Below are 23,200 nucleotides of genomic sequence, written 5' to 3'. Positions count from 1 at the left end.
CCCGCCGCCGCGACACCCACCGCCGCCCCTGCCTCCGGGCCACCCACCGCCGCGCAACCCGCCGCCGCGCAACCCGCCGCCGCGCCGCCTGCCGCTGCACCGCCCGCCGCTGCACTGCCCGCTGCCGCGCCGCCTGCCGTCGGCCCACCCGCCGCCACGCGGCCGGCCCACCCGCCTGCCCCCGGCCCACCTGCCGCCCTGCTCGCCGCCGCATCGCCCGCCGGCCCTCCCACCCCCGGCCCGCCCGCCGACCCACCTGCCGTCCCCCGACCTGGCCCACCGCCTGCCGCCGCCCAACCCGCCACCGTGCACGTGCGCGTGTCCGGCCCGCCGCTGCTCCACGCGACCCTGGCCGCATTCCGCCACGGCGACCCGGAGCCCACCGCGCCGTGGCTGCCGGTCCACGTGGACGGCCCGGTCGTGCTGATCGGCCCCGTGGTCCTGCCCGCCACCCCCGGCTGCGACACCTGCGCACGGCGGCGGCGCGACCACAACCGCGCCGACCGGCTCGGCCTGGCCGCGTGGCGCGCCGAGTTCGGCGACGACCCGCCGACCCCTCTCGTCACGACGGTGTCCGCGCACGCCATCGCCGACGTCGTGGCCGACGAACTGCACCGCCTCACCCGCCCCGGCGGCCGGCCCCGCACCCGGAACGCGGTGCTGCGGTGGTCGCCGCACACCGGCCTGCTCACCCGGCACGCGTTCCTGCCGGATCCGCTGTGCCCCCGGTGCGCCGACCTGCCGGACGACACCGCACAGGCCGCCCGGCTCCACCGCCGGCCACTGCCCAAACCGGACCCCGGCACGTTCCGGACCGCATCCCTGAACGGCCGGTGGACCGAGCTGGAGCGCTCCTATGTGGACCCGGAGACCGGCCTGATCGGCACGTGCGCCAACGGGTCGCCGCACGGCATCCCCACGGCGACCGCCCGCCTCGGCCCACCGCACCTGGAGTCCGCGACCAGGCACGGCTACGGGCGGGCGGCCGATTTCCGCACCGCCCGCCTGACCGCGATCACCGAAGCCCTGGAGCGGTACGGCAACCCGCACCCGCGCGGCCGCCGCACCGCGGTCCTGGCGTCCTACGACCAGGTCGCGGACCGGGCGATCGACCCGCGCGACCTCGGCCTCTACCCGGACGACTGGTACGACCGACCGGGATTCCCGTTCGCCCGCTTCAACCCCGGCGCGGAACTGGCCTGGGTCTGGGCCCACTCGTTCCGGCGCGCGGAACCGGTGCTCGTGCCGCGGAGCCACGCCTACTACGGCCGCCGGCCCGGCGCACCCGACCGCCGCCTGGCCTACGAGTGCTCCAACGGGTGCGCGCTGGGCGGTTCGCCGGAGGAGGCGATCCTCCACGGCCTGTTGGAGATCGCCGAGCGCGACGCGTTCCTGATGACCTGGTACGCCCGGCTGCCGGCGCCCCGGCTCGACCTCGGCTCGGCCCGCGACCGGCGCATCCCGGTGCTCGCCGAGTTCGTCCGCCAACGCCTGGGCTACGCCGTGACGGCCTACTCCACCACGCTGGAACAGCGGGTGCCCGCCGTGCTGGTGCTCGCGGTCGACGCGGAACGGCGGCCGGGCGTGCCCCGGCACGGGTGCGGCGCCGCCGCCCACCCGGACCCGGAACGCGCGCTGCACGCCGCCCTGATCGACGCCGCGGCCGGCGTCGGCCGCCGGATGGCCGGGTTCGACCTCGACCGCGCGGCCCGCCTGCTCGCCGATCCCGACGAGGTCCGGGAGATGCCCGACCACGCCCTGCTCCACGGCCACCCGGGCACCGCGCCGCGACTGTCCTTCCTTGACCACGACCGGCCGCCGATGCCGTTGGCCGACCTCGCCGCGCACGCCGCCTGGCCGCGCCACCACGACCTCGGCGACGACCTGGCCGAGCTGGTCCGCCGCTACCTCGACACCGGGCTCGACGTGCTCGCGGTCGACACCACGACACCGGAGCACCGGGCGTGCGGTTTCGCGTCCGCCAAGGTGATCGTGCCGGGCACGCTGCCGATGACGTTCGGCCACGGGTTCCGCCGCACCCACGGCATCCCCCGCCTGGCCTCGGTGCCGCGCCTGCTGGGCCACCGCGCGACGGACCTGCCGCCGGAGGACGTCAACCCGCACCCCCACCCGTTCCCCTGACCTGCCCGGAGGCGTCGTGTCCGGTTCCCGACTGATCGCACCGGGGTCGCAACCCGCCTTCGCGCCGGGCGAGGCGACCCGCCGCTACCTCGACGCCCTCGCCGCACGCGGCCGGGTGGACGTCGACTGGCGCGTCGCGCCGCCCACCTACAAGCGCTACCGGTCCACCGGACGGGTCGTGCTGCCGTGGCGGGACCCGTCGCCGCCCGGCGACCTGCTGCGCGGCCTGCTCGGCGTGACGAGGGCCGAGTGGTCCGCCGGCGGCACGCCGAGGGTGGTGCTCAAGCGGCCCGCGCCCTCGGGCGGCGGGCTGTACCCGATCGAGGCGTACGTCGCGCTCGCCGAACCCGCCGGGCTCTACCACTACGACGCCGCGCACCACGCCCTCGACCTCGTCCGCCCGGGCGACCACCGGCCGCTGCTGCGGGCGGCGCTGACCCGACCGCCGGAGGACCTGCCGGACGTCGTGGTGGTGCTCACCGCCGTGTTCTGGCGCAACGGGTTCAAGTACGGGGAGTTCGCGTACCGGTTGCAGTGCCAGGAGATCGGCGTGCTCGGGGCGCAGGCGTTGGCCCTGGGCCGGGTGCTCGGCCTCGACACCGCGGTGCACCTGCGGTTCGACGACGCGGCGTGCCAGTGGTTGCTCGGGTTGGACCCGACGCGCGAAGGCGTTCTCGCCGCGTTCACGTGCGCGTCCGGCGCGGCGGTCTCGTCCGGCGCACCGCCGCGCCGGCCCGTGACCGGCGAGGAGGACCCGCCGCCGAGCGTGGTCGACCGGTTGCCGCTCCTGACCGCGCTCCACGCGGCCTGCGCCGCGCCGCAGCCCGGTCTGCTGCCCGAGCCCCCGCCCGAACCCCCCGGCCCGGTCGTGCCGCTGCCCGCGCCCGACGCCGTGCGCGTGGCCGACGGGCTGCGCGGGAGGGCGTCGCCGGTGGCCGGTTTCCTGCCCCGCCCCATCACGGCGGGGGCGTTGGCGGCGATCCTGGCGCACGCCGCCGCCGGTTATCCGGGCGACCTGCCGGGTTGCCACGAGGCCCCGGTGACGGTGACGCCCCACGTGCTCGTCCAGCGGGTCACGGGCGTCCCCGCGGGCGCGTACCGGTACGACCGCCGACGCCACGCGCTCGTCGCGGCCGGTGGCACGGGCGACGCCCGGACCACCGCGCTGCGGACCAACACGCGGTGGGCGTTGCCGGAAGCGGCGGCCGCGGTGGTGCCCGTGGGCGACCAGGCGACCGGCGGCACCACGTTCGGCGACCGCTGGTACCGGCTCCAGCAGGCCGAGGCGGGCCTGGTCGTGCACCGCGCGACGCTCGCCGCGTCCGCGCTCGGCCTGGCCGCGCGCATCCACTCCGACGGCACGAACCCGGCCACCGACGCGGCGCTCGGCGTGCGCGGTCCGCTGCGCGGCCTGTCCTTCCTGCTTCTGGGGACGCCCCGACCCGGCAGCACGGTGACCGGGCCGCTCTGGTGATCGTGCGTGACGCACGACGACGTCGGCGATGCCACGGACAGGTGACGCGCCGCCGCCGTCGTGCGATCGGACGCGGGCCCGGTGTGCGGTCGCGGGACCGGTCGACGTTACCCGCACGTGTGGTTTCGGTCCCGCACCCCGAATCGGCCGTGGTGCACTGGGCGGCGTGCCCGGAAACCGTTCGGGCACAACGATGATCCTCACGACGGGAAGTGATCCGCGATGACTGTGCCGAAGCCTGCGTTGAACCTCGACGACCTGGAGGTCGAGTCGATCGGTGTCGTTCCGGCCGCGGGCCCGGAGCACCTGACGCTGGGGTACGGGGCCACCGAACTCGGCGCGTCCTGTGAAGGCGACTGCGACCTGGGAGGGGGCAGTTGCGACTGCGACGACCTGCGATGAGCTGATCGGCGGGTGCCTGGGGCGCGGGTGCCGGTTCGGCGCCCGCACCCCTCGCCCCGGACGTCCCCAGTGGAGGGAACAGTGCCCGACAACGCTTCCCCGGGCGCGGATCCGGTCCGCGCCCGGGCCGACGTGTTCGGCGTGCGCGTCGGCGGCGCGCCCGTCGCCGACCTCGAAGCGCTGCGGTGCGAGCGCGCGTGGGCCGCGGCGGAGGAGGTCGTGGCGCTGGCGCAGTGGTTGCGGGACGAGGGAACGGCGTTGTCCGACCTCCTGCACGAGGTGATCGGCGACCGCGCGGACGACGACCGGCCGCTGCTGGTCGCGTTGCGGCGGGCCGTGTTCCGGGGCCGGCGGCCCACCGGACGGGTGTGGGCGGCGCGCCGGGCCCTGCCCGGGGACCTCCGGGTCCGCGTGGAGCGGTGGGCCCGTGAGTCCGAGCGCGCGGCGGAGTTGACGGCGCGGGTGCCGTCGCGGTTGGCCGCCGACCGGGCGGCCGCGCGGGAGGCGTTGCGGGTGGCGGCGAGGCGGGACGCGTTCCGGTTCGCCCTGGCGCTGGGCAGCCCCGACCTGTCCGCGGCGGTGCGGCGGTGGCTGGACGACCCGGCCGCGCCGACGCCGCGCGCGCGGACCCTCGCGGGCCTGGCGAAGTACCTCGCCCGCGCGGTGGGCAAACCGACCCCGTACGGGTCGTTCGCGCTGAGCGGGCTGGGGCGGTGGGGGAGCGGGGGACCGCCCGCGCGACTGTCCGGCGACCTCGCCTGGTGCGGCGTGCCGGAGCTGGACCGCGCCGCCGTGCTGGAGCTGTGGTCCGGGCTGACCGGGCCGCTGCGCGAGCACGTGGGGCTGCGGGTCAACCCCTCGGTCGAGCGGGAGGGCGGTCGGCTGCGGTTCCTCGGCGCGGGCGCGGGCGAGCCGGTCGTGTCCGTCGCCGAGTCGGGCGCGACGCGGGAGGTGCTGCACTTCGTGCGCACCGCGCCGGACCCCACCGTCGGGTCGTTGACCCGGCGCCTCGCCGACCCCGGCGCGGACGGGTACGTGGCCGGGCTGCTCGACCTGGGGCTGCTGGAGGCGCTGCGGCCGTTCCCGGACCGGTCGGGCGACCCGCTCGACCACCTCGCGCGGTGGGTCGACGCGCACGCGCCCGGCTCGCCGTGGCCCCGGCGGTTGCGCGACCTGCGGTCGGCGGTGGTCGGCTACGGCGGGTTGACCACGGCGGCGGAACGCGCCGAACGGCTCCGCCAGGTCCGGTCCACCCTGGACGGACTGCTCGTCGACCTGGGCCGGGCGCCGTGGCGGCCACGCCGCGCCGTGCTGCTGGAGAACGCCGTGCTGCCCCGGCCGGTGGTCGAGTGCTCGCGCGACCGGTGGCGGCCGGTGCTGGACGACCTGGAGGCGGTGCGCGGCTTCCTCGGCGCGCTGGACCGCTCGCTGCCGGTCAAGCAGCGGCTGGCCGCGTTCTTCCGCGACCGGTACGACCCCGGCGCGCGGGTGTCGTTCCTGCGGCTGTACCGCGAGTACCGCACGTGCCCCGACCCCGGCGACGCGCCGCCCGCCGACCTCGGGCGCTCGGTCGTCGCCGGGCTGTACGGCGACGACGCGCGGGACACGGTGTCGGTCGACCCGCAGGTGCTCGCGAAGCTCGCCGCGTCCTGGCCCGCGCACGTGCGCGCACCCCGATCGGTGTGCTGCTACGGCCAGGAGCTGCCGGGTCCGGACGGGCCGCGGTTCGTGCTCAACGCCGTGCGCACCGGCTACGGCTGGGGCATCACGCGGATCGAGCACCTGCTCGACGCGGCCGGGCACCCGACGCCGGTCCGCACGCCGGCCGAGGACGGGCCGGACGTCGTGCTCGCCGAGTGCCGGGCCGCCTTCCGCTCACAGCTCAACCAACGCGTCCCCGCAGTGCCGCACGCCATCGACTACCCCGGCGGCGAGCGCCCCGACGGGTGCTCGCTGTCACTGCCCGACCTGCACGTCCGGCACGACCGGACCGGCGATCGGCTCCTGCTGTGCGACGGTCGCGGTCGCGAGGTGCGCCCGCTGGCCCTGGGCCTGCTCGCGGCGGCACTGCTGCCACCGGCGTTGCGGTTCCTGGTGGCGGCGTTCGGCGAACCGCAGACCGCGCTCGCGCCCGTGCCGCACTGGGACGACGTGGGCTGGCGTCCGGCGGTGGACGGCGTGCGGCGCAGGCCGCGGCTGGAGGTGGGCCGGGTGGTGCTGGCCCGTGCCGGGTGGCGCGTGCCCGCCGCCGACGTGCCGTCCCCGGCGAAGGGCCGGTCGGACGCGGACTTCCTGCTCGCGCTCGCCCGGTGGCGGGCTCGGCACGGCATCCCGCGGCGCTGCTTCGTCCGCGCCACCGGTCGGCGCGACCCGGCGCGCAAGCCGGTGTTCGTCGACTTCGCCGACTGGTTCCTGCTGCCGTCCCTGCCCCGGCACGGCGACGCCGACGTCGTGTTCGAGGAAGCCCTGCCCGACCCGGCCGACGCGCCGTGGCACGGGGAGCACGGGCAACGCGTCACCGAGTACGTCTTCGAGCTGACCGCGACGGACCGGCATGGCTGAGCCGACGCGCGACTGGGTGGGCGCGCACGTCTTCCACCGCGGCGACCAGGACCTGCTCGTGACCCGCGCGGTGGCCCCGCTGTGCGAGGAACTGGCCCGCGCCGGGCACGTGGAGGACTGGTTCTTCCTCCGCTACTGGGAAGGCGGACCGCACGTGCGGGTCCGCCTGCGGGCCGCGGCTCCCGCCGGTGCGATCCGGGCGGCCGTGGCGCGCCGGTGCGCGCACCACCTGGTCGACCACCCCTCGCCACGGGACGACTGGTCGCAACGCGAGTACGAGAGCGTCGCGTGGCGACGCGCGGCGGGCGAGCGCCTGACCACGTGGGACCGCCGCCTGCGGCCGGTCGACACGCTGGAGTTCACCGCCTACGAGCCCGAGCACCACGCGTACGGCAGGGGTCGTGCGCTGCACGCGGTCGAACGGCACTTCACCGAGTCCAGCCGCATCGCCGTGCGGCTGCTGAGCGCACCGCCCGACCGCCGCGCTGCCGCCGCGCTCGCCATGCTGACCCTGGCGGTCGCCGCGTGCGAACCGGACCTGGACCGCGCGGCCGCCCGGTTCGCCGCGGCGAACACGTGGCGGCAGTCGACCGGGGAACGCCGGGACGACCTGCTCACCCAAACCCGACGACTGTGGTCCCACGCCTCCGCCGACCCACCACCCCGTCCCGCTCCCGACCTCACACCACCCGACCTCACGCCACCCCGCCTCGCACCACCCGACCTCACGCCACCCCGCCTCGCACCACCCGGCCTCACGGCACCGGCCTCCACGGCACTCGACCGCGCTTCGGCCGAGTCCGGACCACCTGGGGCCGGTCCGGCCGGCCTCGCGCCTCCTGGTTCGCTGCCGCCAGGGTCCGTGCTGCCCGAGCCTCCCGGTTCGCCACCGCCCGGTTCCGCGCCGCCGGAATCCGTGCCGCCGGAATCCGTGCCGCCAGGGTCCGCGCCGGTCGGCTCCGTTCCGGCGCAGCGGGCAGAGCACGCGCCCACCGACCCCCTCGCCGCGTGGTGGGCCTCGATCAGCGCCCTCCACACCACCCTGACCGGCCTGCGGGCGCGCGGGGAGTTCGCGCCCGTGGACGCGTTGTCGCCGTTCAGCGGCCTGGCCCGCGCGCTGCACCCCGACGACCCGGTCGTCGCGCACGTCGTCCTGCGCTGCACGCACCTGCTGTGCAACCGGCTCGGCCTGTCGTCCGCCACCGAAGCGCGGCTGGCCTGGCTCACCGCCCGAACCCTGTCCGGACTCCACGACGAGGTGGCCACGCTGTGACCGTCAAGACCGAACCCGCCGACCCGAACACCGACACCCGCACCGCGTGGCACTGCGTGCACGTCTACTACTACGACCCCGACAAGGACGACCTGATCCTGGACGCCGTCCGCCCCCTCTTCGCCGAGCTGCGCCCCCTGGTGAAGGGCCTCCACCTGGCCCCGCACTGGCGGCGAGGGCCGCACCTGCGCCTGTTCGCCAAGACCGACCGGCGCACGTGGACCGACGTCGTCCTGCCGCGCGTCGAGGCCGTGATCGGCGACTACCTCGCCCGGCACCCCTCCACCGCCGACCTCGACGTCGAACGTCACCTCGCCCAGCACCGGCTCCTCGCCGCACGCGAACGCGAGCACGGGCCGCTCGTCCCGTGGTTCCCCGACAACACCATCCACGAGCAGCCCTGCGACGACCGGTCCCACGTGATCCGCAGCCCGCGAACGGCGGAGCTGATGGCCGAGTTCGCCTCCGACAGCGCGCCGCTGCTGTTCGCGATGCTCGACCGCGTCCGCGCCGGGACCGACGACAAGGAACTGGTCGCGCTGGAACTGATGCTCGCGACCACGGTCACCGCGTGCGGGTCGATCACCCGCGGCTTCGCGTCGTACCGCTCGCACGCCGAGGGGTTCCTGTACTCGTGCAACGACCCGGAAGCCGTCCGCGCGAGGTTCGACGCGCACTACGAGTCCCGCCGCGACGCGCTGCTCGACCGGACGCGGTCCGTGCTGGCCGCGTTGGACGGGACCGGTCACGCGACCCCGTTCGCCCGCCACTGGGCCGCGCTGTGCCGGCAGTACGGCCACCGGGTCGACCCGCTCGTGGCCGAGGGCCTGGTCTTCCCCCCGCTGCCCGCCGACGCGCCCGCCGTGAAGCCGCGCGCGCCGATGCACGCGATGATGTTCGGCAACCGCGCCTACCGCGAGACCGTCTTCCGCCACCCGAACTTCCTGCGCTACCGCTTCCTGCTCAACTGCGCCTACCTGCAGGTGAACCGGCTCGGCCTGACCCCGGTCCAGCGGTTCCGCACCTGCCACGCCGCCGCGAACGCGGTCGAGGAGCTGCACGGCGTCTCCGCCGTCGACCGGATCCGCGCCTTCGTGGAATCCCACCCCGACGACGCCCGGTAGCGCGCCCGCCCGGACACCGGGATGAGCGGCACGACGGCTCGTCCCCGCCGGCCGCCGGGTGCGGTGAACGCCGCGGGGGTCAGGCGGCCCGTCTGCGGCTGACGGGTCGCAGGTGCCGCCAGCCGCCGGGTGTGTCGGTGTCCGGCCCGGCGTCGGTCCCGGTGTCGGTCCCGGCGGAGTCGTGGACGTCGGGCCGGTCCGGCGCGGCGGTGGTGGGTGTGCCGTCGCCGGGGGTGCGGTGGCCGCGGTGGACGAGGACGAGCAGCGCCAGGCCCAGCAGGAGGAACGCGTGCGACGTGATCCGGGAGACCCCGACCGCCCCGGTGAGGAGGTCGTTCACCGAGAACGGCACGAGCACGGCGACGAACGCCGCCGTCACCGGGAGCATGCCCGAGGCGGCCCGGGGGCGCAGCGCGGTCCAGAGCAGACCGAGGCCGAGCGCGAGGTTCCACGCGGTGCTCTCGTTGAACAGGTGCGCCGACACCGGTTCGCCGGCGGGGTGCCCGGCGTGGTCGTCGGCGGTGTTCACGCCGAACACCTGCGCCATGCCGAGGGTGAGCTGGGCGACCGCGACCCCGGCCAGGCCCATCCGCCACGACCAACCGCGGGTCCGCGCCGTAGGCGGGGTGGGCGGCACGGCCGCGAGCACGTCCGCCACGAGGTCGGGGACGTCGGCGGCGGGTCGGACGCGCAGGGCGCGGGTGAGCGCGGCGGCGTCCTCCTGCCACCGGCGGCACTCGGCGCAGGTGGCGAGGTGCGCGTCGGTGTCCTCGGCGGGCACGGGTTCGGCTTCGCCGTCGGCGCGGGCCGAGACGGCTTCGCGGCAGGTGTCGCAGTCCACGTGGAGATTGTCGCCCGCACCCCGCCGAAAGTTCCCGACCACCCGCACCGATCGACCACGCCCGCCGGACCCGGTGGGCGACCCGCTCCCGGTGCCCGGTGGCGGACCCGTCCGCCGGGTCCGCTGATCGACCCCGCCCGCCGATTGACCAGCCCGCCGGGTGCGGTTCCGCACCCGCTCCCGGTGCCCGCCGATCGACCCGGCGGACGGGCCTGGCGATCAACCCCCGCCCGCCGGGATCGGCGATCATCACCGCCCTGCCGGGGGCGCGTGGGCGCGACGGTCCATCGGACGTCGGCCGCCGTTCGTCCCCGGCCGCGTCCGTTCGGGGGTCGGGCCGCGCTCAGCCCACGTCGGTCGCCGTGTCGTCGGCGGTCGCGCGGAGCAGGTCCTCGCGGGCGCGGGCGACGCGGGACCGGATCGTGCCGATCGGGCAGCCGACGACGTCGGCGGCCTCGGCGTAGGACAGGCCCAGCACCTGGGTCAGCACCAACGCCTCCCGGCGGTCCGGGTCCAGGGCGTCGAGCAGCAGGTTCACCGCGACCGCGTCCTCGAACCCGGCGTCCACGGCCTTGCGGTCCGCCTCCCGCGACCAGTCCGCGCCCGGCGACAGCCGGGGCCGCGACCGGGCCATCCGGACCTGGTCGACCACCACCCGGCGGGCGATCACGAGCAGCCACGTCCGCGCCGACGACCGGCCCGCGAACCCGCGCAGGCTCGCCAACGCCCGCGCGTAGGTCTCCTGCGCCAGGTCGTCGGCCACGCCCACGTCGGCGAGGTGCGCGACGAACCGCCACACGTCCCGCTGCGTGGCGCGCACGAACCGCTCCAACGCCTCCCGGTCACCGGACCGGGCCCGCAGCGCCCACCGCGTCACATCGTCGTCCGAGTTCGTCACGATCTTGGATCGTAACCACACCCCACCGGGAACTCGTACGCCGAACGGGCCGACTACTGGGACGTGGAGCACGACCAACGGGTCAGCGGCCTCAACCGGTCGGGTGAACCTGCGCCGCGAGTCGCGATCCACGCCGAAGACCATCCGATTAACTGGTGCACGAGCACGCCACCGAACCAGTAGGGACCACAGCGACCATGTCACCCAGCACCCGCGCCAAGCGCAACCCGATGACCGCCCGCCGCGGACCGTCCCTCAACGCGATCCTCACCGGCGTGGTCGTCCTCGTCGCGGTGCTCGTGATCGGCGGCGTGCTGCTGTTCAACCGCTCCGACGAGGGCGGCACCGCGCCGAAGGAGGCGTTGTTCCCGGCGGGCGCGCACACGCTGTCCAGAGTGGAGGGCGACAAGGTCACGCTGGTGGAGTTCCTGGACTTCCAGTGCCCGGCGTGCGCCTCCTACTACGCCAACATCACCAAGGAGCTGGAGCGCGACTACCAGGGCCGCATCACGTTCGTGACGCGCAACTTCCCGCTGCAGATGCACCCGCTCGCGGTGCCCGCCGCGCGTGCCGCGGAGGCCGCCGGGAAGCAGGGCAAGTTCGCCGAGATGTACCACGCGCTCTACGACGGCTTCGACCAGTGGGCCGTCGACGGCCAGTCCACCAGCGACGACCTCCCCCGCGCCACGGCGAAGTTCGAGGAGTTCGCCACGGCCATCGGCCTCGACCTGGCGCGGTTCCGGGCCGACGTGGCCTCGCCCGAGGTGCAGGAGATCATCGACCGGGACGTCGCCGACGGCCGTGAGCTGGGGGTGAGCAGCACGCCGACGTTCTTCGTCAACGGCGAGAAGTTCCAGCCGGCCGGGGGCACGATCGCCGAGGTCGAGCGCGAGATGCGCGGCAAGCTCGACGCGGCGCTGGCGGCCGCCGGATGAGCCGCCGGCTCGCCTGGCTCCTGGTCGTCGGCGGCGGTTTCGGGCTCGCCGCCGCGGTGGCGCTGACCCTGGAGAAGATCGCCAAGCTGCGCGACCCCTCCTACGTGCCGACCTGCTCGCTCAACCCGGTGGTGTCGTGCGGTTCGGTGATGGACAGCCCGCAGGCCGAGGCGTTCGGGTTCCCCAACCCGCTGCTGGGCATCGCCGCGTTCACCGTCGTGGTCACGACCGGCGTCGCGGTGCTCGCGGGTTTCCGGCCGCCCCGCTGGTACCGGGTCGCGCTCAACGCCGGCGCCCTGCTCGGCGTCGTGTTCGTGCACTGGCTGATCGCGGCCAGCCTGTACGACATCCACGCCCTGTGCCCGTACTGCATGGTGGTCTGGGTCGTGACCATCCCGCTGTTCTGGTACACCGCGCTGGACACCTGGCCCGCCCTCGCCCCGCTGCGCCGCGTGCACAGCGCCGTGCTGGTCCTGTGGTACGCGGTGATCTGCGGCCTGGTGCTCCAGGCGTTCTGGGACTACTGGACGAGCCTCGGGTGATCGACCCGCCGCTCCTGGACCGGCAGGACGGGGCGGCGGGGCCTGCGGGCCCACTCCATGGCGGCCCACGGCGGCGTCAGCTCGTCCAGCGAGGCGATCTCGACCGGCGCGAGCAGCGCCGGGTCGAGGGCCTCGCGGTGCCGGGCGAACACGCGCTCGGTGTAGCGGTGGCCGGTGTCCGCGCCGATCACCACGTGGGTGCGGTCGCCGGCGCGCCTGGCCTCCCACACCGCCACCAGGTGCGACGCGCCGGTGGACAGGCCCGCGAACACGGCGTGGTCGCGCAGCAGGCCCACGGTGGCGGCCATGGCGTGCTGGAAGTCCAGCCAGTGCACGCGGTCGTACAGCTCGTGGCGCACGTTGTCGAAGTGGATGGCGCTGCCGATGCCCGCGATCATCGCGTCCGGGTCGGCGAAGCGCTCGCTGCCGAACGTGACGCTGCCGAACGGCTGCACGCCGACCAGCCGCACGTCCGGGTCGTGCGCCCGCAACGCCGTGGCCAGCCCGCCGGTCGACGCGCCCGTGCCGACGCTGCCCACCACGGTCAGGGTCTCGCCGGGCAGGGCGCGGCGCAGCAGGTCGGCCAGCTCGGCGTACCCGAGGTGGTGCACGGGGTCGTGGTACTGGCGCATCCAGTGCAGCCCGGGGTCGCGGGCCAGCAGCTCCCGCACCCGGGCGACGCGCCGGTCCTGGTCCAGCCGCAGGTCGTCCGACGGCGGCATCCGGTCCACCGTGACGCCCAGGATCTCGAGCTGGGCGAGCATGGTGTCGTTGACCGTGGTGGAGGCGACGATGTGGCAGCGCAGGCCGTACCGGTGGCAGGCCATGGCCAGCGCCAGGGCGTAGATGCCGCTGGAGCTGTCCACGACCGTCTGCCCCGGTCTGATCACCCCGGTGTCCAGCAGGTGGCGCACCGCGCCCAGCGCGGCGTAGACCTTGAGGGTCTCGAACCGGATCAGCACCACGTTCGGCGTGAGCCGCACCAGCGACGGCGTCTTGACCGCGTCGGTGATGTGCTCGTGGACCGGTGGCGCCAGGGTGTCGTGGTCGCGCACGGCGGTCAGCTCCCGGTCGCGCGCGGGCGGGCGGTCGCCGGTAAGGCGACCAGGCGGGTCGGGGTCATGTCGTAGCCCTCCCGGGTCGGGCGGCACGGCTGCCGCGAGCGGTCCCCACCGCTCCGGTACAGAAGTCGTCGGCCGGCCCCGCCTGGTTCCCGGGCGTGCCGATCCGGCCGGCCGGTTCCCGCACGCCGCCGCCCGGCCGTGTTGTTCGGCCGGTTCCCGAATGCGGCCGTGTTGGGCGGGTTCCCGCCCGCCGCCGGTCCGGTCCCCGGCGGGCTCCGGATGCCGCCGCTCGGGCGGGTCGCGGTCGTCGGCGGGTTCTCCGACCGCCACCGCCCGGCCGTTCGCGGACGCCGCCGGTCCGGCCGGCCGGTTCCGGGATGCCGTCGATCCGGCCGGCCGAGGTCGGCGGGTTCCGGGATGCCGCCGAACTAACCGGCCGCGGGGGAGCCCACGGTCACCACGTCGTCGGCCCAGCGGTCCAGCAGCACGGCGTCGTGCGAGACGGCGAGCACGCCCGCGCCGGTCCGCCGCTGGTAGTCGCGGATGACCCCGACGAGTGCCGCGGTGGTGGAGGCGTCGAGCATGGTGGTCATCTCGTCGCACAGCAGGTAGTCGGGGCGCAGCGCGAGGGCGCGGGCCAGGCAGGCGCGTTGGAGCTGGCCGTCGCTGACCTCGTGCGGGCGGCGGAGCAGCAGTTCCGGCGTCAGCATCACCAGGTCGGCCAGTTCCTCCACGGCGTCGACCGGGCGGCCGTTGGCGCGCAGCGGTTCGGCGATGGCCGCCCGCAGCGTCAGCCGCGGGTCGACCGACAGGCGCGGCTGCTGGAACAGGACGCCGATGCGGGTGCGCGTGGCCCGCGGCGCGCGGTGCCGGTAGCCGGTCACGGGCACGCCCTCGAGGCGCACGACCCCGGCGAACGGCCGGTGCAGCAGGGCCAGCACGCGGGCCAGCGTCGACTTGCCGCTGCCGCTCGGACCGGCCAGGCCCACCGTCCGTCCCGGGTGGACGGTCAGGCTGAAGTCCGTGAGCACCGGGTGGCGGCGGTCGTAGCCGGCGGTGATCGCGTCGGCGGTCAGCACGGCAGGTGGCACGCGACGGCGTGCTCGCCGTCGGTGAGGGTCGGGCGCGAGGCACACACGGCGGCCGCCTGCCGGCAGCGCGGCGCGAACGCGCAGCCCGGCGGCAGGTCGGTGAGCAGCGGCGGCTGGCCGGGGACCGGGGTGAACGCGCGGTCGGGCAGGGCGTCGACCAGGCCGCGGCTGTAGTGGTGGCGCGGCGCGTCGAGCACCGCGCCCGCCGGCCCGACCTCGACGACCCGCCCGGCGTACATGACCGCGATCCGGTCGGCGACGCGCTGGGCGGCGGCCAGGTCGTGCGTGATGAGCAGGACGGCGCGGCCGTCGGCGACCATGCGGCGGAACTCCTCGATCAGGCCGTCGACCAGGTGCCGGTCGAGGCCGGTGGTGGGCTCGTCGGCGATCAGCAGCCACGGGTCCCCGACCAGCGCGAGCGCGTTGGCGACGCGTTGCGCCATGCCGCCGGACAGCTCGTGCGGGTACCGGTCGAGGTCGTCGGGGGAGAGGCCGGCGCGGGCGGCGACGCGGTGGGCCCGGTCGCGCGGCGAGGGGTCGTCCGGGTGGTGCACCCGCACCACCTCTTCGAGCTGGGCGCGAGCCGTGCGCACGGGGGTGAGGTGGGCCGCCGGGCTCTGCGGGACCAGGCCGATGCGCCGGCCGCGGACCGTGCGGGCGAGCACCGCGTCGGACGTGCCGAGCAGGTCCAGCGGCGGCCCGTCGCCGGTCAGGGTGGCCGTCCCGGAGGTCTGGGCGTTGCCGGGCAGGAAGCCCAGCAGCGCGTTGGCCAGCACGCTCTTGCCGCAGCCGCTCTCGCCGACGAGCGCGACGCACTCGCCCGGCCGCACCCGCAACGACACGCCGTCCACGGCCGCGACGGTCGCGCCGGGCAGGCGGAACCGCACGGACACCCGGTCGAGCACCAATTCGGTCACCACGACAGCTCCGACCTGCGCCGGGGGTTGAGCCGGTCCCGCCACACCCCGCTCAGCCCGGACACGGCGAGCGTGGCGGCGACGAGGACGACGCCCGGCGCGAGCGACATCCACCAGCCGCCGGAGAGCAGCGACCGCTGCGCGTCGTTGATCATGTTGCCGATGCTGGCGGAGTGCGGCGGCAGCCCCAACCCGAGGAACGACAACGCGGTCTCGTGCCACACCGCGTGCGGCACCATCAACGTGGTGGCGAGCAGCACCTGGGGCGCGATGTTCGGCAGCAGGTGCCGGACGAGCACGCGGGTGCGGGACGAGCCGCCGACGACCGCGGCGTCCACGAACGGGCGGCCGCGGAGCGACAGGATCTCCGAGCGCGCGATCCGTGCCGAGGTCAGCCAGTGCGTCAGGCCGATCGAGATCACCACGGCGGTCAGGCTGGGCCGCAGCACCGCCACGATCACGATCCCGAGCAGCAGGTGCGGCACCGACGCCACCGCGTCGACCAGCCGCATCAGCACGCGGTCCAGCCAACCGCCGACCGCGCCCGCGAGCGCGCCCACGGCCGTGCCGACCACGGACGAGATCAGCGCGGCGAACAACCCGACGCCCAGGGACACCCGCAACGCGTAGACGCAGCGCAACAGCACGTCCCGGCCCAGTTCGTCGGTGCCGAACGGGTGCGCCGGCGACGGCGGCAGGGAGGCCGACGCGAGGTCCACGTGCTGCTGGTTGAGGTCCACCACGAGCGGCACCACCAGCGCCGCCGTGACCAGGACGCCCAGCACGACCGCGGCGGGCACCAGCCGCCGCCGCGGTGACCGGTTCGTGCTCGCGGCGGCGACGCGTGACCGCGGCGCCGGCCGCCACACCCGGCTGTCAACCATCCAGGCCCACCCTCGGATCGGCCAACGCGTACAGCACGTCGGCGAGCAGGTTGCCGAGCAGCACCACCGCCGTGGCCAGCACGGTGAGCGCGCCCAGCAGCGCGAAGTCCACGTCCAGCGCGGCGTCCACGGTCGCGCGGGCGATGCCGGGCCACGAGAACACGGTCTCCACCAGCAGCGCCCCGGTGATCAGCTCGGGCAGCCGCGCGCCCAGCAGGGTCAGGAACGGCAGCAGGGACGTGCGCAACGCGTGCCCGGACACCACCAGGTGGTCGGGCAGGCCGCGCGACCGCGCCCCGATCACGTGGTCCGAGGTGAACGACTCCAGCAGGCCCTGCCGGACGAACAGCACGTACCAGGGCGCGTGCGAGAGCGCGAGCACCGACACCGGCAGCACCAGGTGCCGGGCGACCTGGCCGACGCCGAGTTCCGCGCCGGGGTCGGTGAGCCCGCCGCCGGGCAGCCACCGCAGTTCGAGCGCGAACACGGACAGCGCGGCCAGGCCGAGCCAGAACACCGGCGCGGCCTCCAGCACGTAGGCCACCGCCGTGATCGACCGGTCCAGCCACCCGCCCTGCCGCCACGCCGCCAGCGTGCCGAGCACCAGCCCCAGCAGCAGGGCCAGCGCGAACGCGAGCGAGACCAGGAGCACCGACCAGCCGAGCCGCTCCCCGATCACCTGCGCCACCGGCTGCCGCAGCGACAGCGAGTCGCCGAAGTCGCCGGTGACCGCGTGCCGCAACCACGCCAGGTACTGCTCCACCACCGGCCGGTCGACGCCCCAGCTCTCCCGCACCAGGGCGACCCGTTCCGGCGACGCGCCGATGATCCGCACCCCGAAGTAGCGCTCGACCGGGTCGAACGGCGACGCCTTGGCCAGCACGAACAGCGCGAACCCGACCAGCGGCACCACCAGGACCGCGAACCCGAGCCGGCGCAGCACCAGCAGGCCGACCGCGCGACCGCGGCGGCGCTTCCGCGCGGACTTCGCCGGGGTCGCCGCCACCGGGGTCGTGGTCACGGCTTGGGCGTCCAGCGCTCGAGGTTCCACCACACGGCGTGCACGAGGCCGTGGTCGTGCGGCTCGACCTGCTCGACCTGGCCGTCCCACCGGTCCCGCAGCACGTAGGTGTGGTCGAGGAACACCAGGAACGCCCAGGCCGGGTCGGCGGTGTAGGCGCGCTGGAGGTCGGCGTAGGCCAGCTTGCGCGTGGCCGGGTCCGTGCTCTGCCGCCCGGCGTCCAGCGCCCGGTCCACGGCGGGGTTGCGGTAGAGCGTCATGTTCACGTAGCCGGGCGCGCCGGCGTACCGGGAGTGCAGCAGCGTGTAGGCCGCCGTGTCCGGGTCGTACGGGTCGCCGCCGCCCCAGACGCTCGCCGCCTCCCGCTGCCGCTGCACCATCAGCTCGAACGTCGTCGCCTCGACCGGCGCGTCCACGCCCAGCTTCGCGATGTCGCTCGCGGTCGCCAGCGCCAGCTCCTTGCGCAGCACGTCCGCCGCCGGGTACAGGATCGGCAACCGGGCGGGCTGCCCGTCCTTCGAGCGGGCGCCGTCCGGGCCCTTGCGCCAGCCCGCCTCGTCCAGCAGCCGCCCGGCTTCGGCCGGGTCGTGCGGGAACGTGGCGATCGGGTCGTACCAGTCGGCCAGGTGCGGCGAGATCGGCGTCGCGGCCGGCTTGCCCGCGCCCGCGAGCACGGCGTCGATCATCGCCTGCCGGTCGAGCGCGAGGTTGATCGCCCGCCGCACCCGCGGGTCGGAGGTGAACGGCAGCTCGGACGGCAGGCCGAGGCCGCGGTAGTCGGCGGACGGGTTGCGCACGACCCGGTAGCCCGGCCGGTCGGCGTAGGACTTCACCAGCTTGGGCGGCAGCACCGTGCCGTCGAACTCCCCGGCCGCCATCCGCGTGGCGCGGGCGTTGTCGTCGGGCACGAACACCACGGTCACGGTCTTGATCGCGGGCGCGCCGCCCCAGTAGCCCTCGTTGGCCTCGAGCACGATCCGGTCGCCCTTGCGCCACTCCGCCACGGTGTACGGGCCGGTGCCGATCGGGGCGGTGTTGAACGGCGCGCTGTCGACGTCCACGCCGTCGAACGCCTTGCGCGGGACGATGCCCAGGGTGAGCTGCTGCGCGAAGGGCGCGTACGGGTAGGACAGGCGGAACACCACGGTCCGGTCGTCGGGCGCGGTCACGTCGGCCACGGCGTCGAACCGCGACGCGATGGTGGAGCCGTTGTCGCCGTCCAGCACGGCGCGGTAGGTGAACACCACGTCCTGGGCGGACAGCGGCGTGCCGTCGGTGAACGTGACGCCCTCGCGCAGGGTGGCGGTCCAGGTGAGCCCGTCCGCCGAGACCGTCGGCACCTCCCGCGCGAGGCCGGGCACCAGGTGCAGGCGGGCGTCGCGGGCCACCAGGCCGTCGAAGACCTTCGACGCGCCGTCGGGCGCGTAACCCAGGATCGGGTTCAGGTTCTCCGGCTCGCCGCCCGCCCCGATCACGATCGACCGCCCGTCGTCGCCCGCCCCGCCGCCGTCGGGCGACGTGCACCCGGCGGCCAGCGCGACCGCCACCACGACACCGATCAGCAGCCGTCGCACGCACATCACCTCGGCAGGGAAGGTCAACTATTGCCATTCGCAGCTAACAGCAAGTCAGTTGCAACAGCAAGGCCGATCTTCGCGTTGGCGGTGGTCACGGACATCACACCGGTGGTTCGGCTTGTCGGCCCTTGCCCCGGTGAGCGGCCCTTGCCTCGCCGCCGGGCGGCATCCCGGTGAGCCGCACACGGCCGAGTGGGGGGTGTCCAGCCGCACCGCTCCCGGCGGCCGGCGTCGGGCCGGCTCGTGCGATCGGCGACCGGTTCGGGTGGACGGCGCCACGGCACCGCCCACCCGGGCCGCGTCACGGGGTCCAGCGCACGTGGGGGTTGATCCGACCCGTCCAGTTGAAGATCGCCATGTTGTCCCAGCCGTTGCCGCTGCCGTTGATGTCGGCGGGGTCCCAGCCGTTGCCCGGCACGGCGTACCAGGTGGGCTCCCAGTAGAAGACGCCGATCGCCCCCGCGTTGCGGGCCGTGTTCTGCACGTGGGCGAAGTTCGTGGCCTGGCCCTCCCACGACATCGCGTAACCCGAGCACCCGGTGGTGATGGAGTTGCCCGTGCCGTCGGCGTTGCCGGTGGTGAAGGGGTAGGCGGTCTCGGCCAGCACGACGTCCTTGCCGTACCGGGAGCGCATGTCGGCGATGACGTTGTACAGGTTGCTCAGCGTGCCGTGCCACATGCAGTAGTACGACAGCGCGGTGATGTCCCAGGCGACGCCCTTGGACCTGATGCCGTCGTAGAACCAGCGGGCGTGGTCGAGGCTGTCGGCGTTCGCCGTGTGGATCATGACCTTGGTGCCGCCGTTGCACGCCTTGGTGGCGTTGTACCCCGCCTTGAGCAGGAGGCTGAGGTTGGTGAAGTCGTTGTTGACGACCTTGCCGTCGTTCCACAGCATGCCGACGTTGATCTCGTTGCCGATCTGCACGCTGTCCGGCGTGGTGCCCTGCGCCTTGAGGCTGGTGCACACGTCGTAGGTGTAGTTGTAGACGTCGGTCTGGAGCTGGGCGATGCCGTGGTTGGCCCAGGCCGCCGGCTTGTACTGCTTGCCCGGGTCGGCCCACGTGTCGGAGTAGTGGAAGTCGACCAGCAGCTTGAGGCCCTTGGCCTTCACCGTGCGCGCGTACTGGAGGACCTTGTCCTTGTTGTTGTAGCCGCTGCGCGGGTTGTTCCAGACCCGCAGCCGGACGTAGTTGACGCCGACGCCCTTGAGGATGTCGAGCGGGTCGCGGGCGACGCCGGAGGCGTCGTAGAACTTCGCGCCGAGGTCCAGGGCGCGTTGGGCGGTCGAGACGTCGGCGCCGAGCATGCCGAGCGTGCCGGCCGCGGAGACGGCCGGGGTGAGCGTGGTCAGCGGCAGCACGGCGGCCGCCAGGGCGAGGGCGGTCTGAGCCGCCCGGATGGGTCCGGACATCCGATCTCCTTTGATCGACGGTGCGGTGCCCGCGGCGGACGGACTGTGAACGTGCACAATATGAAAGCGCACCGCGATGGCCGGCTCAAGCCCTGGCTGACACCAAACACTGGGAACGTGCACAAACCCGCGCCGGCCCCGGCGGGGGAAGTGCGGCTCAGCGGGTGGTCGCGTGCCCGGCGCGGGTGGCTCCGCTGCGACGCCACAGGACGGTCACCGCCAGGGCGGCGAGCACGCCGAGCACCCCGCCGCCCGCCACCACGTGGTGCGGCGCCGCCTGCTCGGCGGCGAGCCCGGCGGCGGCCACCCCGAGGCCCTGGGCGATCTTGAGCGCCGTCACGGCCAGGCCGTAGACCTGCCCGCGCGCCGCGTCCGGCGTCCACAGGGCGAAGGTGGGCGAGGCGATGGCGTGGTAGCTGGACGCCGCGCCGGACGCGAACAGGAGCACCACCAGGACCACCAGACCGGGGTCCAGGAAGCCGAGGACCAGCGGCGCGCTCGTGGCCACGGCGAGCGCGGGCAGGGCGCGCAGCTGGGTGGCCTCCGGCAGCGCGGCCACGACCAGGCTCGCCAGGGCGCACCCGGCCGGGAAGGCGGCGAACAGCAGCCCGGCCGCGACCGGGCCGCCGCCGAGCCGGTCCGCCAGCGGCACGGCCAGCGCCTCCCCGCTGATGTAGAACGCCGACAGCGCGGCGAAGGCGACCAGCGCGAGCAGCCGCCGGTCGCGCCACACCAGGACTGCCCCCGCCGTCACCGAACGCCACCACCCCGGCCGCTCCGGCGCGTCGCCACCGGCCGCGGGCCGGGGCCGGACCCACCGCGCCACGATCGCGGCCGACACCGCGAACGACGCGGCGTCCAGCAGGAGCACCCCGCTCGTGCCCACCGCGAGGACGAGCACGCCCCCGGCGGCGAACCCGACCACCTGGGCGGCCTGGCTCACGGTCGACAGCGCGGCGGCGCCGGCGCGGAACGCCGGGCCGGGCAGGATGTGCGGCAGCAGCGCGGTCCGGGCCGGCACCGCGGGCGCGCCCGCCAACTGGAGCAGCACGAGCAGGCCGCACACGGCTGGCCACGGCAGCGCGGGCACGGCCATGAGCGCGACCAGCGCCGCCCGCAGCACGTCCGAGCACACCATCACCGCCCGCCGCGGGTACCGGTCGGCCAGCCCCGCCAGCAGCGGTCCGCCGACCAGGTCGGGCAGGAACGTCAACGCGTAGGTGATCGCCGCCCACGCCGGGGAGCCGGTGTCGCGGAACACCAGCACGGTGAGCGCCACGCGGGCGAACTGGTCGCCCGCCGTGGAGACGACGTGCGCGACGAACAGCGCGCGGTACTCGACCGAGGCGAACACCCGGCGGTAGCCGCGCCCACCGGCCCCCTCCGCCATCCCGGTCAGCCGACGGCGCCGGCCGGGGCGGTCTCGACCCGGTCCCGTCCGTTGTTCTTCGCGCGGTACAGGGCGGTGTCGGCGGCCAGCAGCAGCCGGTCCACGGTGTCGCCGTGCGGCGGGAACGCCGCGACCCCCAGCGACGCGGTGATCCGCAGCTCGCCCCCGTCGTCGAACCCGGCGTCGGGCAGGTCGGTCAGCGGCGTCCGGACCGCGGCGCGGATCCGTTCCGCGACCTGCCGGGCGACGACCGGGTCCGCACCCGGCAGCAGCACCACGAACTCCTCACCGCCCCACCGGCCGACCAGGTCGGCGTCGCGCACCTGGCGGCGCAGCACCGCCGCCACGGCCCGCAGCGCGTGGTCGCCCGCCAGGTGGCCGCGGGTGTTGTTGATGTGGCTGAAGTGGTCCAGGTCGAGCAGGAGCACCGCCATCGGCGTGCCCGTGGCCTTGGCGCGGCCCAGCTCGGCGGCGGCCCGCTCGCTCCACGCCACGGAGGTCAGCGTGCCGGTCTTGCCGTCCACCCGGGCGGCGGCGCGGTAGACCGGGAGCAGCAGCCCCAGGTGCATGCCCAGCATGGTGACGACCAGCACCGGCACCACCCACGGCGCGGTCACCAGCACGACCGCGAGGCCCGTGCCCAGGCCGATCGACGCGGCGATCACCAGCTGCTGGCTCAGCGGGCCGAGCACGTCGCGACCCGGCCGGGCGGGCGTGGACAGCAGGATCGCGCCGACCACCAGCGCGAGGTTCACCAGCCAGTACGCGACCCCGGCCGCCACCAGCGCGCCGAGGTCGACCGGCCCGGTGAGCTGCGCGGCGTGCGGCGTCGTCGGGTCCGGGTGCACGGCCAGCAGGATCGCGCCCGCCGACCAGCACGACAGCAGCACCGTCGCGGCGGAGAAGACCTTGCGGTGCAGCGGGCTGCGCCGGTAGATCCGCACCCACCCGTAGCCGTAGCTCACCACGACCAGCGCGGCCAGCAGCGGCGGCGGGAGCACGAGCACGCCCGCGAACAGCCAGATCGACTGCGGGTGCGCGTACGGGCTGCCCTCCGCCGCGACCTCCCGCACCCGCTCCAGGCCGCGGGCCGCCTCGAAGTGCACGACCGCCGCGCCGGCCAGCAGCCCGAACCACGCCCAGTGCCGTCCGGTCACCGGGGTCAGCGTCGCGACGGCCGCCACCGCGGCCACCGCCACGACCTCCACGGCCAGCACGTAGACCAACACGACGCGCGGCAGCCGCCACAGCGACCAGCCGCACAACCACCCCAGAGGGGATGCGCGCCGTCGTCGTTCGCCAGCGACCATATGGGTGTCACCGCCTCACACAAGGTGATGACACCGTAACCAAGCCCTCACGCACAGTCGAGCACCCCTGGAGACGAGCATGACCACCGTCACGATCACCACCACCGGCCGGCCCAACGACTGGCGCCTCGGTCGCCCGAACGACTGGCGACGCTGAACCCCTCCGGCCCGGCCGTCACCCCCGCTTCGCACGGCCGGGCCGACCAGCGGGAACACCGCCACGACCGGTCGGTCGACCCCGCGCCGCCCCGTCGTGGCGGCCCGCCGCCGGCGCACCCCCGCCGTCACCCTGACAGGTGATCAACTTCCGGGGCACGTCGACCGACACGCGCCGTCACCGGC

Annotated in this window: 19 protein-coding genes; 8 read left to right on the top strand and 11 right to left on the bottom strand. The window is 75.3% G+C overall.

Annotation, left to right across the window (positions count from 1 at the left end; translation table 11 throughout):
* Window positions 1-306: 306 nt before the first annotated feature.
* From ACWEFJ_RS09205 to ACWEFJ_RS09180, 6 genes are all read left to right on the top strand, one after another.
* On the top strand, window positions 307-2,142 hold the full coding sequence (locus ACWEFJ_RS09205) for a TOMM precursor leader peptide-binding protein (RefSeq protein ID WP_449713400.1): 1,836 nt from the start codon (window positions 307-309) through the stop codon (window positions 2,140-2,142).
* 16 nt (window positions 2,143-2,158) lie between these two features.
* Entirely contained in the window at window positions 2,159-3,616 is a 1,458-nt protein-coding gene (locus ACWEFJ_RS09200) for a SagB family peptide dehydrogenase (protein ID WP_449713399.1), read from the top strand.
* Between the two features lie 222 nt (window positions 3,617-3,838).
* Window positions 3,839-4,018 (top strand): hypothetical protein, encoded by a 180-nt coding sequence (locus ACWEFJ_RS09195; protein WP_378093350.1) that lies wholly within the window; start codon window positions 3,839-3,841, stop codon window positions 4,016-4,018.
* 81 nt (window positions 4,019-4,099) lie between these two features.
* Entirely contained in the window at window positions 4,100-6,580 is a 2,481-nt protein-coding gene (locus ACWEFJ_RS09190; RefSeq protein ID WP_449713398.1) for a lantibiotic dehydratase, read from the top strand.
* On the top strand, window positions 6,573-7,853 hold the full coding sequence (locus tag ACWEFJ_RS09185) for a lantibiotic dehydratase C-terminal domain-containing protein (protein WP_449713397.1): 1,281 nt from the start codon (window positions 6,573-6,575) through the stop codon (window positions 7,851-7,853). Before ACWEFJ_RS09190 ends, ACWEFJ_RS09185 begins: the two co-directional genes overlap by 8 nt.
* Window positions 7,850-8,977 carry a thiopeptide maturation pyridine synthase gene (locus ACWEFJ_RS09180; protein WP_449713396.1) on the top strand — a complete coding sequence of 376 codons (1,128 nt, stop codon included), beginning with the start codon at window positions 7,850-7,852 and terminating at the stop codon, window positions 8,975-8,977. Before ACWEFJ_RS09185 ends, ACWEFJ_RS09180 begins: the two co-directional genes overlap by 4 nt.
* A 79-nt stretch (window positions 8,978-9,056) precedes the next feature.
* Here the strand turns inward: ACWEFJ_RS09180 and ACWEFJ_RS09175 are convergent, their stop codons facing one another.
* Window positions 9,057-9,818 (bottom strand): zf-HC2 domain-containing protein, encoded by a 762-nt coding sequence (locus tag ACWEFJ_RS09175; RefSeq protein WP_449713395.1) that lies wholly within the window; start codon window positions 9,816-9,818, stop codon window positions 9,057-9,059.
* 343 nt (window positions 9,819-10,161) lie between these two features.
* Window positions 10,162-10,716, bottom strand: a complete 555-nt coding sequence (locus tag ACWEFJ_RS09170) for a sigma-70 family RNA polymerase sigma factor (protein WP_378093362.1) — start codon at window positions 10,714-10,716, stop codon at window positions 10,162-10,164.
* A gap of 197 nt (window positions 10,717-10,913) precedes the next feature.
* Between ACWEFJ_RS09170 and ACWEFJ_RS09165 the strand changes: the two genes are divergently transcribed.
* Window positions 10,914-11,651 (top strand): DsbA family protein, encoded by a 738-nt coding sequence (locus ACWEFJ_RS09165; protein ID WP_449713394.1) that lies wholly within the window; start codon window positions 10,914-10,916, stop codon window positions 11,649-11,651.
* Window positions 11,648-12,193 (top strand): vitamin K epoxide reductase family protein, encoded by a 546-nt coding sequence (locus ACWEFJ_RS09160; RefSeq protein WP_378093366.1) that lies wholly within the window; start codon window positions 11,648-11,650, stop codon window positions 12,191-12,193. Before ACWEFJ_RS09165 ends, ACWEFJ_RS09160 begins: the two co-directional genes overlap by 4 nt.
* Here the strand turns inward: ACWEFJ_RS09160 and ACWEFJ_RS09155 are convergent.
* From ACWEFJ_RS09155 to ACWEFJ_RS09115, 9 genes are all read right to left on the bottom strand, one after another.
* Window positions 12,172-13,248, bottom strand: coding sequence for a pyridoxal-phosphate dependent enzyme (locus ACWEFJ_RS09155; protein WP_449713393.1), 1,077 nt, complete (start codon window positions 13,246-13,248; stop codon window positions 12,172-12,174). The genes ACWEFJ_RS09160 and ACWEFJ_RS09155 overlap by 22 nt on opposite strands.
* A gap of 437 nt (window positions 13,249-13,685) precedes the next feature.
* The gene (locus ACWEFJ_RS09150; RefSeq protein ID WP_449713392.1) at window positions 13,686-14,348 is read right to left on the bottom strand and encodes an ABC transporter ATP-binding protein; all 663 of its coding nucleotides are present in this window, start codon (window positions 14,346-14,348) and stop codon (window positions 13,686-13,688) included.
* Entirely contained in the window at window positions 14,330-15,268 is a 939-nt protein-coding gene (locus ACWEFJ_RS09145; protein ID WP_449713391.1) for an ABC transporter ATP-binding protein, read from the bottom strand. Before ACWEFJ_RS09145 ends, ACWEFJ_RS09150 begins: the two co-directional genes overlap by 19 nt.
* Entirely contained in the window at window positions 15,262-16,149 is an 888-nt protein-coding gene (locus ACWEFJ_RS09140; RefSeq protein WP_378097303.1) for an ABC transporter permease, read from the bottom strand. Before ACWEFJ_RS09140 ends, ACWEFJ_RS09145 begins: the two co-directional genes overlap by 7 nt.
* Entirely contained in the window at window positions 16,142-17,170 is a 1,029-nt protein-coding gene (locus ACWEFJ_RS09135; RefSeq protein ID WP_378097300.1) for an ABC transporter permease, read from the bottom strand. The genes ACWEFJ_RS09140 and ACWEFJ_RS09135 overlap by 8 nt, the downstream gene beginning before the upstream one ends.
* Complete coding sequence (locus ACWEFJ_RS09130; RefSeq protein ID WP_449713390.1) at window positions 17,167-18,744, bottom strand: ABC transporter substrate-binding protein; 1,578 nt, start codon at window positions 18,742-18,744, stop codon at window positions 17,167-17,169. Before ACWEFJ_RS09130 ends, ACWEFJ_RS09135 begins: the two co-directional genes overlap by 4 nt.
* A gap of 304 nt (window positions 18,745-19,048) precedes the next feature.
* Window positions 19,049-20,158, bottom strand: coding sequence for a glycoside hydrolase family 53 protein (locus tag ACWEFJ_RS09125; RefSeq protein ID WP_449713389.1), 1,110 nt, complete (start codon window positions 20,156-20,158; stop codon window positions 19,049-19,051).
* A 157-nt stretch (window positions 20,159-20,315) separates the two neighbouring features.
* Window positions 20,316-21,548: an MFS transporter gene (locus ACWEFJ_RS09120; protein WP_378097291.1), complete on the bottom strand. Its 1,233-nt coding sequence runs from the start codon at window positions 21,546-21,548 to the stop codon at window positions 20,316-20,318.
* Between the two features lie 5 nt (window positions 21,549-21,553).
* Window positions 21,554-22,813, bottom strand: a complete 1,260-nt coding sequence (locus tag ACWEFJ_RS09115) for a GGDEF domain-containing protein (protein WP_378097288.1) — start codon at window positions 22,811-22,813, stop codon at window positions 21,554-21,556.
* Window positions 22,814-23,200: the final 387 nt, after the last annotated feature.

The sequence above is a fragment of the Actinosynnema sp. NPDC004786 genome (genome assembly GCF_053601135.1).
Note: the sequence above shows the minus strand (reverse complement) of the source record. Positions and strands in the feature narration are given on the sequence as shown.

Excerpts from the sequence above, each read along its gene's own strand:
- ACWEFJ_RS09195 (WP_378093350.1), top strand. The coding sequence starts at position 3,839 with ATGACTGTGCCGAAGCCTGCGTTGAACCTCGACGACCTGGAGGTCGAG.
- ACWEFJ_RS09125 (WP_449713389.1), bottom strand. The coding sequence starts at position 20,158 with ATGTCCGGACCCATCCGGGCGGCTCAGACCGCCCTCGCCCTGGCGGCC.
- ACWEFJ_RS09185 (WP_449713397.1), top strand. The coding sequence starts at position 6,573 with ATGGCTGAGCCGACGCGCGACTGGGTGGGCGCGCACGTCTTCCACCGC.
- ACWEFJ_RS09160 (WP_378093366.1), top strand. The coding sequence starts at position 11,648 with ATGAGCCGCCGGCTCGCCTGGCTCCTGGTCGTCGGCGGCGGTTTCGGG.
- ACWEFJ_RS09140 (WP_378097303.1), bottom strand. The coding sequence starts at position 16,149 with ATGGTTGACAGCCGGGTGTGGCGGCCGGCGCCGCGGTCACGCGTCGCC.
- ACWEFJ_RS09165 (WP_449713394.1), top strand. The coding sequence starts at position 10,914 with ATGTCACCCAGCACCCGCGCCAAGCGCAACCCGATGACCGCCCGCCGC.
- ACWEFJ_RS09120 (WP_378097291.1), bottom strand. The coding sequence starts at position 21,548 with ATGGCGGAGGGGGCCGGTGGGCGCGGCTACCGCCGGGTGTTCGCCTCG.